Origin of the sequence: Streptomyces sp. NPDC050147 (assembly GCF_040660195.1) — a bacterium.
In the GTDB taxonomy this organism is placed as follows: Bacteria; Actinomycetota; Actinomycetes; order Streptomycetales; family Streptomycetaceae; genus Streptomyces.
Genome location: NZ_JBFALJ010000002.1, coordinates 58,030 through 72,940, shown reverse-complemented (window position 1 = coordinate 72,940; position 14,911 = coordinate 58,030). Strand labels below are relative to the sequence as shown.

Genomic DNA, 14,911 nt, shown 5'->3' with positions numbered 1-14,911 from the left:
ACGGTGATGAACGGATAAGGGCGGCATAAGAGAACCATGAGAAGCCCGAACGGCGGCGGCCCGCACCCCTGTTGAGGGATGCGGGCCGCCGCCGTACACGGGAGGGGGACCGAACGCGCCTTAGACGGCCGAACCGGCCTTCCACTGCGCCCAGTCCATGACCCAGCCGTTGAAGCCGTTGTCGGGCTGGACCGTCTTGTCGCCGGTGTTCCGGACCTCCACGACGTCACCGACCATCGAGTTGTCGTAGAACCAGGCGCCCGGGGTGCTCTTGTCGTTCGCACCCTTGGCGTCTTCCAGGCCGACACAGCCGTGGCTGGTGTTGGCGCCGCCGAAGATGGACTTCGCGCCCCAGTAGTTGCCGTGGATGAACGTGCCCGAGTTCGACAGGCGCATGGCGTGCGGCACGTCCTTGATGTCGTACTCGCCCTTGCCGTCGTCGTCCGTGAAGCCGACCGTCGCGCCGTTCATCCGGGTCTCCTTGAACTTCTCGGAGATCACCATCTTGCCGTTGTACGTCTTGTTCTCCGGCGAGCCCGCGGAGATCGGGATGGTCTTGATGACCTTGCCGTCCCGCATGACCTTCATCTGCTTCGTCTTGGCGTCGACGACGGAGACCTGGTTACGGCCGATCTTGAACTGGACCGTCTTCTGCTGGACGCCGGTGACGCCGTCCGCGCCCTCGACGCCGTCCAGGGCCAGCTTCATGGTGACCGTGGAGTTGCCCTGCCAGTAGTCCTCGGGGCGGAAGTCCAGGCGGTTGTTGCCGAACCAGTGGCCGACGACTTCCTGGCCGCTGCTCGACGACACCTTGATGTGGGACTGGACGTCCTTCTTGTTCGTGATCGCCTTGTCGAAGTTGATCGACACCGGCATACCCACACCGACCGTCGAGCCGTCCTCGGGCGTGAAGTTCCCGATGAAGCTGTTCTTCGGCGAGACCGTCGTGAACTTCGAGTTCTCGTGCGCCTTGCGGCCGTCGGAGTCCTTGGCGGTGGCGGAGATCTTGTACGTGGTCGCCCGCTCCAGCTGGCCGCTTGGCTTCCAGCTCTTCTTGTCCGCCGCTATCTGTCCCTCCACGGCGGTGCCCGTCTCGGTCGTCATCGTGACGTCCGTCAGCGAACCCTTGCTCACCGAGACCTTGGCCGCGCTGTTGATGCTCGCGTTGTTGGAGCCGTCCTTCGGCGCGATCTTGATGTCGGCCTCGGAGGTCTTCTTGGCGGCGGCCTCGTCGACCTGGTTCTGCGACTCCTTGCCGCCGCCGGCGCTCTTGTCACCGTCGTCGCCGCTACAGGCCGAGAGCACAAGGACGCCGCCGACCAGAGCGGACACGGCCGCAAGACCCTTGCGCCGTCCGCGCCGCCGCCTACTGTCCGTCATCACACGCTTCTCCATCGTTGCCGAAATCCCCAACACGCCATGAACGCCGAGAGTCCCCGTCAGTCCCGCATAACGTCCTGCCCGGTTCGTCCCGTTCCACTTCTGCGGAAGATGTGGGGAACACCACGTCATGCGGTGCGCCGGTGACAGCCGTGCACCTCTGAGACGACGGAACCCCGGGCGGCGGTTGCCGTCCGGGGCTACGGGTTCCGTTTTTTCCGTCCGGTAGACGTACGACTTTCCGTCTACCGCCTACAGCCGGCCACCGCCCCCGGCCGCAACGTCACCGGCCGCACCGTCCTCGTCGTCGTCATCATCCTCGTCCGGGTCCCAATCCGGCGAATCGGGGTCGTAGTCGATCTGCTCGCTGCTCCAGGAGGCCTGCGAGAGCTCCACCCCCGGCACCCCGCTGACCAGGTCGAAGGGGTCCACCAGATGGGCGAGTGCCTCCGCGTCGTCCTCCTTGACGGCCGCCTCGGCGTGCAGCCGCTCCTCGGCGGGCATGTGCTCGTCCTCCGCGATACGGCGCAGGGCGGAGGAAGCCAGCGCGCCGGAGTCGTCGACCTCGACGACCAATTCGACGCGGAGACGTACAAAACGTGATGACTCTGATGTGCTCATGGGTCGGAGGGTACGACCCATGGCCCCCGCGGCTTTCCCGCGACCCGCGCCTTTCATTACCATCGCCCCACACGGCCAATTCGCCAGCGCCACAAGGGGGATCCGATTCCGTGTCCGCACGTCGATCGCTGCTCACCGCCACTGCCGCCGGGACCCTTCTCGGCGCCCTGTGGTTCGTTCCCTCCGCAAACGCGACGGCGACGTTCAGGCCCCAAAAGGCCCCTGACTCCACTCGGGTCGTCCACACCGAACAGCGCCGCGCGACGCTGACCTCGGAGAACACCGCCACCACCGCCGCCACCCAGGATCGCCTCGCCGACACGGGCGCCGGCGTCGACACGACCCCGTACCTGATCGGCGGGACGGCGTTCCTGGCCCTCGGGGCGGGGTTCGTGGCGCATTCGGTACGACGGGAGCGACAGGGCCCGGCTTACTGACGGGAGCGACAGAGCCCGGCTTACCGAGGGGCGCTCTTACTGGGGGCTCCCCTCTCGGCATGCCCCGGAACCGCGGTCCCTGCCGGGGCCGCGGGTGCGCCCAGGCGTGCCGCCCGCAGCGCGGGGAAGCCCGCGGCCACCAGGAGCGTCGCCACCACGCACACGAGTCCACCCGTCGTCACCGCGGCCCGCGCACCGGACAGTTCGGCGAGGAAGCCGACCGCCGCGTTGCCCAGGGCCGGGGAGACCGTCGCCTGGACCATCCAGAGGCTGCTCACCCTGCCGCGCAGCGCGTCGGGGGTGCCGTGCTGGAGCAGGGCCGAGCGCAGGGTCTCCGAGATCAGGTCGCCGAGGCCGGCCAGGGCGAGCAGGGCGAGTGCCAGCGGCAGGTATGCCGTCAGGCCGAAGCCCGTCAGCGAGAGGCCCCACACGAGCACCGCCCCGATCAGCGCGTGCCCGCCCGCGCGCGCCGTCCAGCCACTGGTCGCCGCCCCGACGAGGGCACCGAGCGCGGGAGCGGCGTAGAGCAGGCCGACCACTGAGGGCCCACCGCCGAACTGCTCGTCCGCGAGGACCGGGTAGAGCGCCTGCGGCATCGTGAAGACCATCGCCGCCGCGTCGATGAGCAGCAGCCCGACGATGAGGCGGTGTCCCCGCACGAAGCGCACGCCGTCCGCCACGGCCGCGAAGGCCTGCCGGACTCCCTTGCCCGCGGCGGCCGTCTCCGGCGGCAGCGGGCACACGAAGAACAGAGCCACGGTGAAGACCAGGAAGCCTGCCGCGTCGATCGCGAAGCAGGCGGCGATCCCGGGGCCCGCGATGAGGGCGCCGCCGAGCGCGGGCCCGATCAGCGCGGCGAGCTGTGTGGACGCGGCGGTCAACGCGCCCGCCGCCGCGAGCCGTTCGGTACCGACGAGGGCGGGGATCGCCGCCATCATCGCCGGGCCGCCGAGCCCCGCGAAGAGCCCGGTGAGAGCCGTCGCCGCGTAGATCACCCACAGCTGCGGGTGCGGCAGGAGCGCGTTGGCCGCGAGACCGGCGGCCACGAGCGTCAGGGGGAGCCGGGTCACCAGCATCAGGAGGCGGCGGTCCCCGCGGTCCGCGAGGACGCCGCCGATCAGTACGCCGACGACGAGCGGCAGCGCCCTGGCCAGGCTCACCAGGCCGATCTGTAACGGCGATCCCGTGAGGTCGTAGATCTGCACCGCCACGGCGACGCTCGTCATCAGGGTGCCGATGAGGGCGCCGAGGAATCCGATGTAGAGAAGCCGGAAATCGCGGTGCTCGCGCAGCGGCGTGAGGTCCATGGCGAGGCCGGACAGGCGGGGCATGAGCGGCTCCAAGGGGGGTTAGGCCAGCCTTACTTGGATCACTCTGGCGGCGCCGCCTATTAAAGTCAACAGGTGTGAAGTTCAAGGGGGCGGTACCTTCAGGGGCGATGTGCAGTGAGACTCTGGACCCCGAATCCCCGACCGGCGCCGCAAGGCCCCGGCGCCGCCCCACCCACCGCAAGGGCCGCGCCACCCTCACCCGCGAGGGCGTGGGCGAGGCCGCGCTGGAGTTCCTCGGCGGTCACGGAGCCGCCGAGCTGACCATGCGCTCCCTCGCGAACGAGCTGGGCGTCTCGCCACGGGCCCTCTACAACTACGTGGAAGACCGGCGAGATCTGATCACCGTGGCCGCCGAGGTCTTCGAGGCGCGGTGGCAGCCGCCGGAGCTGGACGCGGGGCGGTGGCGGGACTCCCTGCGGGCCTACCTCCGGGATCTGCGGGCCCACTACCGGCGCCATCCGGGCATGACCACCCTCGCGCTGAGCGAGAACATCACCGCGGCCCGCCATCCGGCCATGCTGCGGAACATCGACGGGCTCATCGGCTTCTTCACCGAGACCGGGCTTTCCCTGCGCGACGCCTACCTCGCGTGCATGGAGGCCATCCGGCTCGTCGTCGGGTTCGTGGAGCTGCAGGACCGCGCCTACGACCGGCCGCCCCCGGGCCTCGACCGCGCCGACCTGGAGCAGTTTCCGCCGCCATGGCTGCGGTCCGGTTCCGGGGACGAGCTGCCGTACCTGCGCCGGGCGGGCGAGGAGCTGGCCGCCGAATCCTCGGATGCTCTCTTCGAGTTCGCCTTGGATGTGCTGCTCGACGGGCTCGCGCGCCGGGCGATCGGGTGACCCTGGCCGCGCGGCAACATGGCCGGATACGGGGCGAAGGCTAGGCATGCGGGTATGAGATTCGAGCCCCGGCACAAGCACACCGGAACCCCCCGCGCCCGCCACCTCCGTCTCGTCGGTGCCGTGTGCGCCCTCGCGGCCTCAGCGGCCCTGGTGACAGGCTGCGGCGAGGACGGCGACAAGTCGTCCGCCGAAGCGACCTCGAAAGCGGCGAAGTCCGTTCCGAAGGAAGCTCCGACGGGTAGCCCCACGGCCAGCGCGTCCCTCACGCAGGACCAGCAGGAGCGCAAGGCGCTGCTCGCCGACACCAAGGTCACCTACGACAAGGCCGCCGCGACCGCGGTGGGCGAGGTATCGGGCGGCAAGCTGACCGACCTCGACCTGAAGGGCGTGGACGACGACACCGACGACACGGACGCCGACGACGCGAGCGCGAGCCCCAGCCCGAACGGCAGCGCCAGCCCGAGTGCCAGCCCCAGCCCGAGCGGCAGTTCCACCGGCCCGGAGTGGGTCGCCGAGGTCGCCGAGAAGAACGGCACCGTGCACCACGTCCGCATCGACGCGGTCTCGGGCAAGGTGCTCAGCTCCGCCCCCGACAACGACCAGGACACCGACGACAAGAAGGAGACGGCCGACTGGCTGTCCCGCGTCAAGCAGTCGCCGGAGCAGGCGGCCAAGACCGCGACGGCCAAGAAGAAGGGCACGGTCACGTCCATCGGTCTGGACGACAACGACGACAAGACGCTCGTCTGGTCCGTCGATGTCGTCACCGACGACTGGAACAAGACCGACTTCGATGTCGACGCGGTCAAGGGCGACATCACCCGTGAGCACGTCGACCGCGACTGACCCGCGGCCACGCACGGGAGGGGTGCCGTCAGGACCTGACGGCACCCCTCCTCGACGTCCGGAGCGCCGCCGCTAGGCCAGCGGGCCCGTCACCGGCTCGACGGCGTCGAGCAGCGCGCCGGAGCGGACGAACTCGTCCGCCGCCGCCAGGTCGGGGGCGAGGAAGCGGTCAGGACCCGGGCCCTGTACGCCCGCCTTGCGGACCGCCTCGATGACCGCGCGCGTCGCCGGGGCCGGCGTGAGGCCCTCGCGGAGCTCGACCGCGCGCGTCGCGGCGTACAGCTCGATCGCGACGATGCGGGTCAGGTTGTCGACCGCGGTACGGAGCTTGCGCGCCGCCGACCAGCCCATCGACACGTGGTCCTCCTGCATCGCGGAGGACGGGATCGAGTCGGCCGATGCCGGGACGGCGAGCCTCTTCATCTCGCTCACCAGCGCCGCCTGCGTGTACTGGGCGATCATCAGCCCCGAGTCCACGCCCGGGTCGTCGGCGAGGAACGGCGGCAAGCCGTGCGAGCGGTTCTTGTCGAGCAGCCGGTCCGTGCGGCGCTCCGCGATGGAGCCGAGGTCGGCCGCGGCGATCGCGAGGAAGTCCAGAACGTACGCGACCGGCGCCCCATGGAAGTTGCCGTTGGACTCGACGCGGCCGTCGGGCAGGACGACGGGGTTGTCGACGGCGGCGGCGAGCTCGCGCTCGGCGACCGTACGGGCATGGGCGAGGGTGTCACGCCCCGCGCCGGCCACCTGCGGCGCGCACCGCACCGAGTACGCGTCCTGGACGCGCGGCGCGTCGTCCTGGTGGTGGCCGGTCAGACCCGACCCTTCGAGGACCGCGAGCATGTTGGCCGCGGACACGCCCTGGCCCGGGTGCGGCCGGATGGCGTGCAGTTCGGGGGCGAGGACCTTGGCGGTGCCGAGGAGTGCCTCCAGGGTGAGGGCCGCGGTGATGTCGGCGGACTTGTAGAGGGCGTCGAGGTCGGCGAGGGCCATCACCAGCATGCCGAGCATGCCGTCGGTTCCGTTCAGGAGGGCGAGCCCCTCCTTCTCCTTCAGCTCGACCGGCGTGATGCCGTGCGCGGCGAGCAACTCGCCCGCGGGCTTCAGCTCGCCGTCGGGACCTTCCGCGTCCCCCTCGCCCATGAGGGTCAGCGCGCAGTGGCTGAGCGGCGCGAGGTCGCCGGAGCAGCCGAGCGAGCCGTACTCGTGGACGACGGGAGTGATCCCCGCGTTGAGCACATCGGCCATGGTCTGCGCGACCTCGGGGCGTACGCCGGTGCGGCCGGAGCAGACCGTCTTCAGCCGCAGGAACATCAGCGCGCGCACCACCTCGCGCTCGACGCGCGGGCCCATCCCCGCCGCGTGCGAGCGGACGATGTTGCGCTGCAGCTGGGCGCGGAGGTCCGGCCCGATGTGCCGGGTGGCGAGGGCGCCGAAGCCGGTCGATACGCCGTAGACGGGATCGGGCTTGGCCGCGAGGGCATCGACGATCTCACGCGAGGCGGCGAGGGCGGCCACGGCCTCGCCCGACAGCTCGATGCGCGCGTTGCCGCGCGCGACGGCGATAACGTCCGCAGCGGTTGTCCCGGACGTCCCCAGGACCACGGTGTGCATATCCATATTCAGCAGCGTACGGACTGAATCGCCAAGTGTCACGGGCGGATGCTGGTTGAGCCTCTTACGGGCTCGACGTCACAACGCTTCCAGGGCGCACACGGGAAACACCTGGCGGACCCGACGTAGCGCCAAGGCGGACACGGGGAACGACGCAACGGGCCCCGTAAGGGGCGCGAGGAACGGCGCGCCAAGCCCCCACAAGCCCGCAGACAACACCGGGCCCAGCCCCGTCAGGGGCGCGGGGAACTGCGCGCCAAGCCCCCACCGCCCCGCAGGAAACCAGGAGACGGGCCCCGTCAGGGGCGCGAGGAACGGCGCGAACAAGCCCCGCCGACCCGCAGGTCAACCCCGCCCCCCCCTGCCGCCGTCCGCAGGACCCCCGCGACCACGGAAGCGCCGCCTCTCTCCCGCAGGCCGCGCCCCCTCCGAGTTCGCGAGCCGTACCACAGGGTCGTCCGCGCCCTCCCGCCCCGCGACCACCGGCTTCGGCGCACGCGCCGCCTTCGCGCGGTACTGGGCCGCGTCCGCGAGGCGGAACAGGCGGCGGGCCGAGCGCACCTCGCCGATCGGGTCCTGCGTGGAGGCGACCCCGCACGCGACCCCCTCCCCCATCTCCAACTCGGCCGCCCGTACGCAGAGTTCATCCGCGACCCGCACCACCTCGTCGGCGGTGGGACCTACCGAGAGCAGGCAGAACTCGTCGCCACCGAGCCGCGCGGCCAACGTCCCGGGCAGCATCGCCCCGCACAGGGAAAGCACCGAGCCGAAACGTTCGAGCAGCCGGTCACCGACCGCGTGACCCTGGGTGTCGTTGACCCGCTTCAGCCCGTTCACGTCGCACACGACCAGGCTCACCACCGTCCCGTCCGCACGGTGGCGCTCCACCGCCTCCTCGAGCCGCAGATCGACCGCGCGCCGATTGGCGAGGCCCGTCAGGGCGTCGGTGAAGGCGAGGCGGCGGGCCTCCTCAAGGCGTTCGGTCTGCGCGATGCCCGCCGCGACGACCGAGGCGAGCACCGTCGCGAAGTCCGCGTCCGCACGGCCGAAGGGCAGCGCCCCCACCGGTCGCGCCACGTACAGCTCGCCCCAAGCCCGCCCGTGCAACACGATCGGCGCCACCACGCAGCACCCGCGACCGCGCCTGCGCAGGGCGGCGACACGCTGGTGGCAGTAACCAGGGGCCGTGGCTTCCGCGGGCCCGCGCGCCGTCTCGACCCAGGCATGCGGCTCGCCCCCGCCGGCCCAGCGCTCGTGCAGAAACTCGGTGATCTCAGGGAACTCGTTCACCGGATACGCCTCGCGCTCGGGGAACTCTTCCTCCCCCTCGGCCCGTTCGCCCACGTTCACGAGCACCCTCAGCCGTCCGAGGTCACGCTCCCAGACGGACAGCGCCGCGAAACTCCCGGCCAGCGCACGGCACGCGCCGCGCGCGGCCGCCCGCCAGGACTCACGCGGAGTGTGCGCGGCGGCCATCCCCTGCGCCAGCACCACCACGGCCCGCAGCCGGACATCCTCTCCCATCTCCCTAGGCTAGGAGATATGCGGCAATTTGGGCGTTTGGAACATTACACAGCGTGTGGACCGGACGCTCCATGCACTCCCGGGGCACCGGGCCCGCTCACGCCGGGGCACCAAGACTGCTGACTCCCGGGCACCGGGGCTGTTCACTCCCCGGGCCACTGCGGCTTCCGCTTCTCGTTGAACGCGGCGACGCCCTCCGCCCGGTCACCGGAGAAGGCCACGGAGCGCCAGGCGGCGTCCTCGACCTCAAGGCCGGCACGCAGGTCGAGGCCGTGCCCGAGCCGCAGGGCACGCTTGGCGGCGCGCAGCCCGACGGGCGAGTTGGCGGCGATCCGCGCGGCGAGCGCGAGCGCTTCCGAACGGTCCTCACCCTCGCCCACCAGCTGGTCGATGAGCCCCAACTGCCGCGCCTCGTCCGCCTCCAGACGCCGCGCGGTGAAGATCAGCTCGGCGGCCCGCGCGGCGCCCACACGGCGCGGAAGCAGCTGCGTACCGCCGCCGCCCGGGATCACGCCGACCGATACCTCGGGGAGCCCCACCACGGCGGTCGGGTCGGCGACGATGAGATCACAGGCGAGCGCGAGCTCGAACCCACCGCCGAGCGCGAAGCCGTGCAGGGCCGCGACCGTCGGCATGGGCAGTTCGAGTACGCCGGTGTAGGCGGCCCGCGCGGTGGGCCGCTGGCGCACCAACTCGGCGTCGGAGAAGGAATTGCGCTCCTTCAGGTCGGCGCCGACACAGAACGCCCGCTCGTGGGTGGACGTGACGACCACGACGCGGGCGTCACGGTCCTCCGAGAGGGCGGCGCAGGCCGAGCCGATGGAGCGGGCCATGTCCGTCGACACGGCGTTCATCGCCTTGGGCCGGTCGAGGACGAGCTCGGCGACGTAGGCGTGCCGCCGGACGCTGACGAATTCCCCGAACCGCTGCTCGTCACCCATGACTTCCTCCACGCCTGGTTAACGCCCGTTACCGGACCACCCTGCGGATCATGCCACCACTACGGGGCATTCGGGTGGTCGGGCGAGTAAATTCCGCCGCGAAGGCGGCGGTACAGAGGTGGGGCTCAGCTACGCCGGGCCAGCAACCAGGGCTCGACGACGCCGAGACCTCGTACGGGCCGCTGCCACATCGGCTGGAGCGCGAAGCGATAGGAGGGTGGCTCGGAGCCCTCCTTCTCCGCCGCCTCGGCGGCCTCCGCCGCCTCGGTCTCGGAGGCGGGCGCCTGCCCCACCCGCGTCAGCTCCTCGGCGAGCGCGCCGTCCACCAGGACGGCGTCCCGAGGCGCTATCGACGTGAGGCGGCTCGCGAGGTTCACCGTCGTACCGAAGACGTCGCCCATCCGCGTCGTGACCGTGCCGAAGGCGATGCCGACGCGCAGCTCGGGCATCGTCTCGTCGTTGGCCATGGTCTCGATCAGCCGCAGCGCGATCTCCGCGGCGACGCCCGCGTCGTCGGCGGCGTAGAGCACTTCGTCGCCCAGCGTCTTGATGAGCCGCCCGCCATGCGCCGCGACGAGGTCCGCCGCCGTGGTCTCGAAAGCCTCGACGAGCTCGCCGAGTTCCTCTTCCTCCATCCGCCGGGTGAGCCGCGTGAAGCCGACGAGGTCGGCGAAACCGACGGCAAGCCGCCGGTCGACCATCTCCTCGTCGTCCGCGGCCTGCACGACCCGCCCGGTCGCGGCGGCGAGCTGGCGCCGCCACACGTAGACGAGGAACTCCTCCAGCTCGGGCAGGAGCAGCTCTATCAGCGGATACGTGACTTCGGTCCGCGTCATGCCCGGCTCGGGCGGCTCCGTCAGCCCCTCCAGGAAGGAGTCGATCTGCCATTCGGCCAGGCGGGCGGTGGTCTGCCCGGTCGACCGGGCCACCTGCACCGCCATCGCCTCGCTGAGCAGCCCCGCCTCGACGAGGCCGGCGAGGCGGCGCAGTGCGAGGACGTCCGCCTCGGTCAGGGCCTTGGCCTGGCCGATGTCAGGAAAGCCCATGGCCCGCCAGAAGCGGGAGGCCAGCTCCATGGATACGCCGGCGCTGCGGGCCGCCTGGAACGGGGTGTAGCGGCGTTCCGCGCCGAGGATCAGCCCTTCGAGGCGCAGGGCCAGGGGGTCCTTCTCGGGGTCCCCCGGCTTCTCGTCCCCGGAGTCCATCGAGTCGAACGCGTGTGTGGCGGCCCCTGCGGTACGTCCGGGCTCACCGTCGGGGCCGGGGGATGCACCCGTGCCGGAGCCCGCGTCGTCGACGGTCACGCCTGCTGCCCTTCCGATCTGCCGCGGTCAGGTATCGACCGGCGCCAACTTTACGGCAGGTGTGCCGCAGCTCACGCCTGGCGGTACGCCTTTGCCTGGCGGGACGCCTCGAACAGGGGTCCCCCGCAGCCACGCCCCCGAACACACCTACTGCCGCCACCCGCCCGTTTGCCCCACACCCTCACCTGAACGAAGCCTCGCCGCACCACCGGCGCCCCCGGCACGCCACTCGCAGCCCCCGCAACACGACGCAACGCCCCAAACCTTCCCACCCACCTACCCGATCACCCCGCACCACCACCTGAACGACAAACCTTCCCCACCACCCACCCGAACACCCCGCAGCCCCACCCGACGCCGAGAGACCCCGAAGGCCCACACCCACCCGCAGACGACACCGCACCCCAGGGGGGCGGGCCGTCAGGGCAACCACACACGGACCGCCACCGCAGCCCCCACACACCCGCACTCGGCCCCGAGACCCGAGGGGACGTGCCGGTTTGTCCGCCCGGAGCACAGCTCGCGGCACACCGGCGCCGAAGCAACCCGGCGGCAACCGGACGATAGCGAGGACGGACATACCGGCGCGGCCCCGCCCCACCGACAAGCGGAAGCCGCAGCCCCGCACGCGTCCACAGACGGTGATGCGACGCGAGGGGCGGGCCGTTAGCGAGGACGGACACACCGGCGCAGTCCCGCACCCACAGGTGAGCAGACGCCGCCGCAACCCCCACACGCCCGCACCCGGCCCCGAGACCCGATGGGACGTGCCGGTTTGTCCGCCCGGAGCACAGCTCGCGGCACACCGGCGCCGAAGCAACCCGGCGGCAACCGGACGATAGCGAGGACGGACATACCGGCGCAGCCCCGCCCCACCGACAAGCGGAAGCCGCAGCCCCGCACGCCCCCGCAGGGACCGCCCCCGCCACCTCCGCCTCCCCTACACCCCCCGCAAATGCACCACATCCCCCGCCCCCACAGGCTCCTGCATCCCCTCCGCAGTGGCCAGGACAAGCCGCCCGTCACCGTCCACCGCCACCGCCTCGCCCGTGATCGACCGGTCGCCCGGCAGCTCAGCCCTGACCGTGCGGCCCAGCGTCGCGCAACCCGCGGCGTACGTCTCCTGGAGGCGGGAAGCCGCCGGGTCGCCCTCTGCCGTGCGCCAGTCCCCGTACCACTGCTCCAGGGAACGCAGCACCGCCCGCAGCACCGTGTCCCGGTCCGTCGAAGCGGCCCCGGCCAACGCGAGCGACCCCGCCCCCGGCACCGGCAGTTCGTCCGCCCGCAGGGTCACGTTGATGCCGATACCGACGACCACGCCCCCACCGCCCGCGGAGCCCGCGGAGCCCGCCCGCTCGGCGAGGATCCCCCCGGCCTTCCGCTCCTCGCCCCCCACCGTCACCAACAAATCGTTCGGCCACTTGAGCGCCGTGTCCACCCCAGCCGCCCGCGAGAGCCCCGTGGCCACGGCGACCCCGGTCAGCAGCGGCAGCCACCCCCACCGCTCGACCGGCACCGCGGGCCCCGGCTTGAGGAGTACGGAGAAGAAGAGACCGGAGCGCGCGGGCGCCGACCAGCGGCGGTCGAGGCGGCCACGCCCCGAACTCTGCTCCTCGGCGACGAGCACCGCGCCCTCGGGCAGCTCGTCCGCACGGGCGGCCAGATCCGTGTTGGTCGACCCCGTCGCGGGCACCACCTCCAGGGAGGTCCAGAGCCCCCCGTCCCGCAGCAGCGCACGCCGCAGCGACCCCGCGTTCAGGGGCGGCCTTTCGAGGTCGGACCAGCGGTTGTCGTCAGGGGTGTCAGAAGGGTCGTCTGAAGCATCTCGCGGCGTCATGCAAGCCACCTTAGGTGTGGTAAACGCCGCACTGCCGAACCGTATGCGCGCCGCTACCCTACGAGTCAGTAGCAAGCGATCATCAGCAGCCGCAAGCCATAGCCGCAAGCCGCCAGCCGCCCCTTTGAGCAGGCAGGGAGCCGCATCCCTATGTCCGAGCCGGAAGAGCCCAACGTGCCCGTGCCCAGCGCCGCAAGCGATACCGAGAACGCCACCGCCACCGCGACCGCCTCCGCCACCACCACCGCCCCCACCCCCGGCGCCGGTATCGACATCCATACGACTGCGGGCAAGCTCGCCGATCTGCAGCGCCGCATCGAGGAGGCCAAGCACGCCGGTTCGGCCCGCGCGGTCGAGAAGCAGCACGCCAAGGGCAAGCTGACGGCGCGCGAGCGCATCGAACTGCTTCTGGACGAAAGCTCCTTCGTGGAGTTCGACGAGTTCGCCCAGCACCGCTCGACCGACTTCGGCCTGGAGGCCAACCGCCCGTACGGCGACGGGGTCGTGACCGGTTACGGCACCGTCGACGGCCGCCCCGTGGCCGTGTTCTCCCAGGACTTCACCGTCTTCGGCGGAGCCCTCGGCGAGGTCTTCGGCCAGAAGATCGTCAAGGTCATGGACTTCGCCCTGAAGACCGGCTGCCCGGTCATCGGCATCAACGACTCCGGCGGCGCCCGCATCCAGGAGGGCGTCATGGCCCTCGGGATGTACGGGGAGATCTTCCGCAGGAACACGCACGCCTCCGGCGTGATCCCGCAGATCAGCCTGGTCGTCGGGCCCTGCGCGGGCGGCGCCGTCTACTCCCCGGCGATCACCGACTTCACGGTCATGGTCGACCAGACCTCGCACATGTTCATCACGGGACCCGACGTCATCAAGACGGTCACCGGCGAGGACGTCGGCTTCGAGGAGCTCGGCGGCGCCCGCACCCACAACAGCACCTCCGGTGTCGCGCACCACATGGCGGGCGACGAGAAGGACGCGATCGAGTACGTCAAGTCCCTTCTCTCCTACCTGCCTTCGAACAACCTCAGCGAGCCCCCCGCCTTCCCGGAAGAGGCGGACCTGGCGCCGACGGACGAGGACCGCGAGCTCGACACCCTCATCCCGGACAGCGCCAACCAGCCGTACGACATGCACACGGTGATCGAACACGTCCTGGACGACGCCGAGTTCTTCGAGACGCAGCCGCTGTTCGCGCCGAACATCCTCACCGGCTTCGGCCGGATCGAGGGCCGGCCGGTGGGCATCGTCGCCAACCAGCCGACGCAGTTCGCCGGCTGCCTGAACATCGACGCGTCCGAGAAGGGCGCCCGCTTCGTGCGCACCTGCGACGCGTTCAACGTCCCGGTCATCACCTTCGTCGACGTGCCGGGCTTCCTGCCGGGCGTCGAGCAGGAGCACACGGGCATCATCCGCCGGGGCGCCAAGCTGATCTACGCCTACGCGGAGGCGACGGTCCCGCTGATCACCGTCATCACCCGCAAGGCGTTCGGCGGCGCGTACGACGTCATGGGCTCCAAGCACCTGGGCGCCGACCTCAACCTGGCCTGGCCGACCGCGCAGATCGCGGTGATGGGCGCGCAGGGCGCGGTGAACATCCTGCACCGCAAGACCATCGCTGCGGCCGAGGCATCGGGCGACGTGGAGGCGACCCGCGCCCGCCTCATCCAGGAGTACGAGGACCGTCTGCTCAACCCGTACACGGCCGCCGAGCGCGGTTACATCGACGCGGTGATCATGCCGTCGGAGACCCGCTCCCATCTGGTGCGGGGCCTGCGTCAGCTGCGTACGAAGCGGGAATCCCTGCCCCCGAAGAAGCACGGCAACATCCCCCTCTAGACCCTCCAGACCTTCTAAGCCTTCTAAACCTTCTGGACCGAGCCAGCTAGGAGAGCGAGGAGACCCTCCATGATCAAGGTCGTACGGGGCAATCCCACCCCGGAGGAGTTGGCCGCCGCACTCGCGGTGGTCCAGGCGCGCGCCGCGGCGGTCGCGAACCAGCCGTCCGGCGCGCCCGCGGCACTCGACGCCTGGGCGGACCCCGCGCGGGTGGCCCGCCACCGGCTGCCCGCACCGGGGCCGACGTCGTGGGGCCGCACCTACTGGCCCGGCTGAGCCGGGCGGCACGACCCCAGAATGAGTGAGACGGGCCGGGGCGCCTGAGTACGCGCCGCGACGGTTCAGCACCAGCTGCAGCACGTTGGCGAGCCGGGTCTTGCCCGCGCCGGGCT

At 71.3% G+C, this 14,911-nt stretch carries 13 protein-coding genes; 5 read left to right on the top strand and 8 right to left on the bottom strand.

What is annotated here, in order from left to right; translation table 11 throughout:
• Positions 1–120: 120 nt before the first annotated feature.
• Complete coding sequence (locus AB0I94_RS04015) at positions 121–1,380, bottom strand: Ig-like domain-containing protein (protein WP_363307828.1); 1,260 nt, start codon at positions 1,378–1,380, stop codon at positions 121–123.
• A gap of 252 nt (positions 1,381–1,632) precedes the next feature.
• The gene (locus AB0I94_RS04010) at positions 1,633–2,001 is read right to left on the bottom strand and encodes a hypothetical protein (RefSeq protein WP_363307827.1); all 369 of its coding nucleotides are present in this window, start codon (positions 1,999–2,001) and stop codon (positions 1,633–1,635) included.
• Between the two features lie 110 nt (positions 2,002–2,111).
• On the opposite strand from AB0I94_RS04010, the gene AB0I94_RS04005 reads away from it, so the two are divergent.
• Positions 2,112–2,438: a hypothetical protein gene (locus AB0I94_RS04005; RefSeq protein WP_363307826.1), complete on the top strand. Its 327-nt coding sequence runs from the start codon at positions 2,112–2,114 to the stop codon at positions 2,436–2,438.
• Positions 2,439–2,458: 20 nt separating this feature from the next.
• Here the strand turns inward: AB0I94_RS04005 and entS are convergent, their stop codons facing one another.
• On the bottom strand, positions 2,459–3,769 hold the full coding sequence (gene entS / locus AB0I94_RS04000; protein ID WP_363307825.1) for an enterobactin transporter EntS: 1,311 nt from the start codon (positions 3,767–3,769) through the stop codon (positions 2,459–2,461).
• A gap of 107 nt (positions 3,770–3,876) precedes the next feature.
• Here entS and AB0I94_RS03995 point away from each other — a divergent pair, with 107 nt between their 5' ends.
• A complete protein-coding gene (locus AB0I94_RS03995; RefSeq protein WP_363307824.1) occupies positions 3,877–4,611 on the top strand; it encodes a TetR/AcrR family transcriptional regulator C-terminal domain-containing protein in 735 nt (244 codons plus the stop codon).
• Positions 4,612–4,665: 54 nt separating this feature from the next.
• A complete protein-coding gene (locus tag AB0I94_RS03990) occupies positions 4,666–5,460 on the top strand; it encodes a PepSY domain-containing protein (protein ID WP_363307823.1) in 795 nt (264 codons plus the stop codon).
• 72 nt (positions 5,461–5,532) lie between these two features.
• Here the strand turns inward: AB0I94_RS03990 and hutH are convergent, their stop codons facing one another.
• The 5 genes from hutH to AB0I94_RS03965 all read right to left on the bottom strand — a co-directional run bounded on the left by hutH (position 5,533) and on the right by AB0I94_RS03965 (position 12,677).
• Positions 5,533–7,071, bottom strand: coding sequence for a histidine ammonia-lyase (gene hutH, locus AB0I94_RS03985; RefSeq protein ID WP_363308284.1), 1,539 nt, complete (start codon positions 7,069–7,071; stop codon positions 5,533–5,535).
• A gap of 345 nt (positions 7,072–7,416) precedes the next feature.
• Complete coding sequence (locus AB0I94_RS03980; protein ID WP_363307822.1) at positions 7,417–8,595, bottom strand: diguanylate cyclase; 1,179 nt, start codon at positions 8,593–8,595, stop codon at positions 7,417–7,419.
• A 143-nt stretch (positions 8,596–8,738) separates the two neighbouring features.
• Complete coding sequence (locus AB0I94_RS03975) at positions 8,739–9,536, bottom strand: enoyl-CoA hydratase-related protein (RefSeq protein WP_363307821.1); 798 nt, start codon at positions 9,534–9,536, stop codon at positions 8,739–8,741.
• 125 nt (positions 9,537–9,661) lie between these two features.
• Positions 9,662–10,840, bottom strand: a complete 1,179-nt coding sequence (locus tag AB0I94_RS03970) for an adenylate/guanylate cyclase domain-containing protein (protein WP_363307820.1) — start codon at positions 10,838–10,840, stop codon at positions 9,662–9,664.
• A 940-nt stretch (positions 10,841–11,780) separates the two neighbouring features.
• Positions 11,781–12,677 carry a biotin--[acetyl-CoA-carboxylase] ligase gene (locus AB0I94_RS03965; protein ID WP_363307819.1) on the bottom strand — a complete coding sequence of 299 codons (897 nt, stop codon included), beginning with the start codon at positions 12,675–12,677 and terminating at the stop codon, positions 11,781–11,783.
• 150 nt (positions 12,678–12,827) lie between these two features.
• Here AB0I94_RS03965 and AB0I94_RS03960 point away from each other — a divergent pair, with 150 nt between their 5' ends.
• Together AB0I94_RS03960 and AB0I94_RS03955 are read left to right on the top strand one after the other, a co-directional pair.
• Positions 12,828–14,519 carry an acyl-CoA carboxylase subunit beta gene (locus AB0I94_RS03960; RefSeq protein WP_363307818.1) on the top strand — a complete coding sequence of 564 codons (1,692 nt, stop codon included), beginning with the start codon at positions 12,828–12,830 and terminating at the stop codon, positions 14,517–14,519.
• Positions 14,520–14,588: 69 nt separating this feature from the next.
• Positions 14,589–14,795: an acyl-CoA carboxylase subunit epsilon gene (locus tag AB0I94_RS03955; RefSeq protein WP_249588129.1), complete on the top strand. Its 207-nt coding sequence runs from the start codon at positions 14,589–14,591 to the stop codon at positions 14,793–14,795.
• The last annotated feature ends 116 nt before the right edge of the window (positions 14,796–14,911 follow it).

Bases quoted from the DNA above. Each gene is read 5' to 3' on its own strand.
- AB0I94_RS03995 (WP_363307824.1), top strand. From the start codon at position 3,877: ATGTGCAGTGAGACTCTGGACCCCGAATCCCCGACCGGCGCCGCAAGG.
- AB0I94_RS03960 (WP_363307818.1), top strand. From the start codon at position 12,828: ATGTCCGAGCCGGAAGAGCCCAACGTGCCCGTGCCCAGCGCCGCAAGC.
- AB0I94_RS03955 (WP_249588129.1), top strand. From the start codon at position 14,589: ATGATCAAGGTCGTACGGGGCAATCCCACCCCGGAGGAGTTGGCCGCC.
- AB0I94_RS03980 (WP_363307822.1), bottom strand. From the start codon at position 8,595: ATGGGAGAGGATGTCCGGCTGCGGGCCGTGGTGGTGCTGGCGCAGGGG.
- AB0I94_RS04010 (WP_363307827.1), bottom strand. From the start codon at position 2,001: ATGAGCACATCAGAGTCATCACGTTTTGTACGTCTCCGCGTCGAATTG.
- entS (WP_363307825.1), bottom strand. From the start codon at position 3,769: ATGCCCCGCCTGTCCGGCCTCGCCATGGACCTCACGCCGCTGCGCGAG.
- AB0I94_RS03975 (WP_363307821.1), bottom strand. From the start codon at position 9,536: ATGGGTGACGAGCAGCGGTTCGGGGAATTCGTCAGCGTCCGGCGGCAC.
- AB0I94_RS03965 (WP_363307819.1), bottom strand. From the start codon at position 12,677: ATGACGCCGCGAGATGCTTCAGACGACCCTTCTGACACCCCTGACGAC.
- AB0I94_RS03990 (WP_363307823.1), top strand. From the start codon at position 4,666: ATGAGATTCGAGCCCCGGCACAAGCACACCGGAACCCCCCGCGCCCGC.
- hutH (WP_363308284.1), bottom strand. From the start codon at position 7,071: ATGCACACCGTGGTCCTGGGGACGTCCGGGACAACCGCTGCGGACGTT.
- AB0I94_RS04015 (WP_363307828.1), bottom strand. From the start codon at position 1,380: ATGACGGACAGTAGGCGGCGGCGCGGACGGCGCAAGGGTCTTGCGGCC.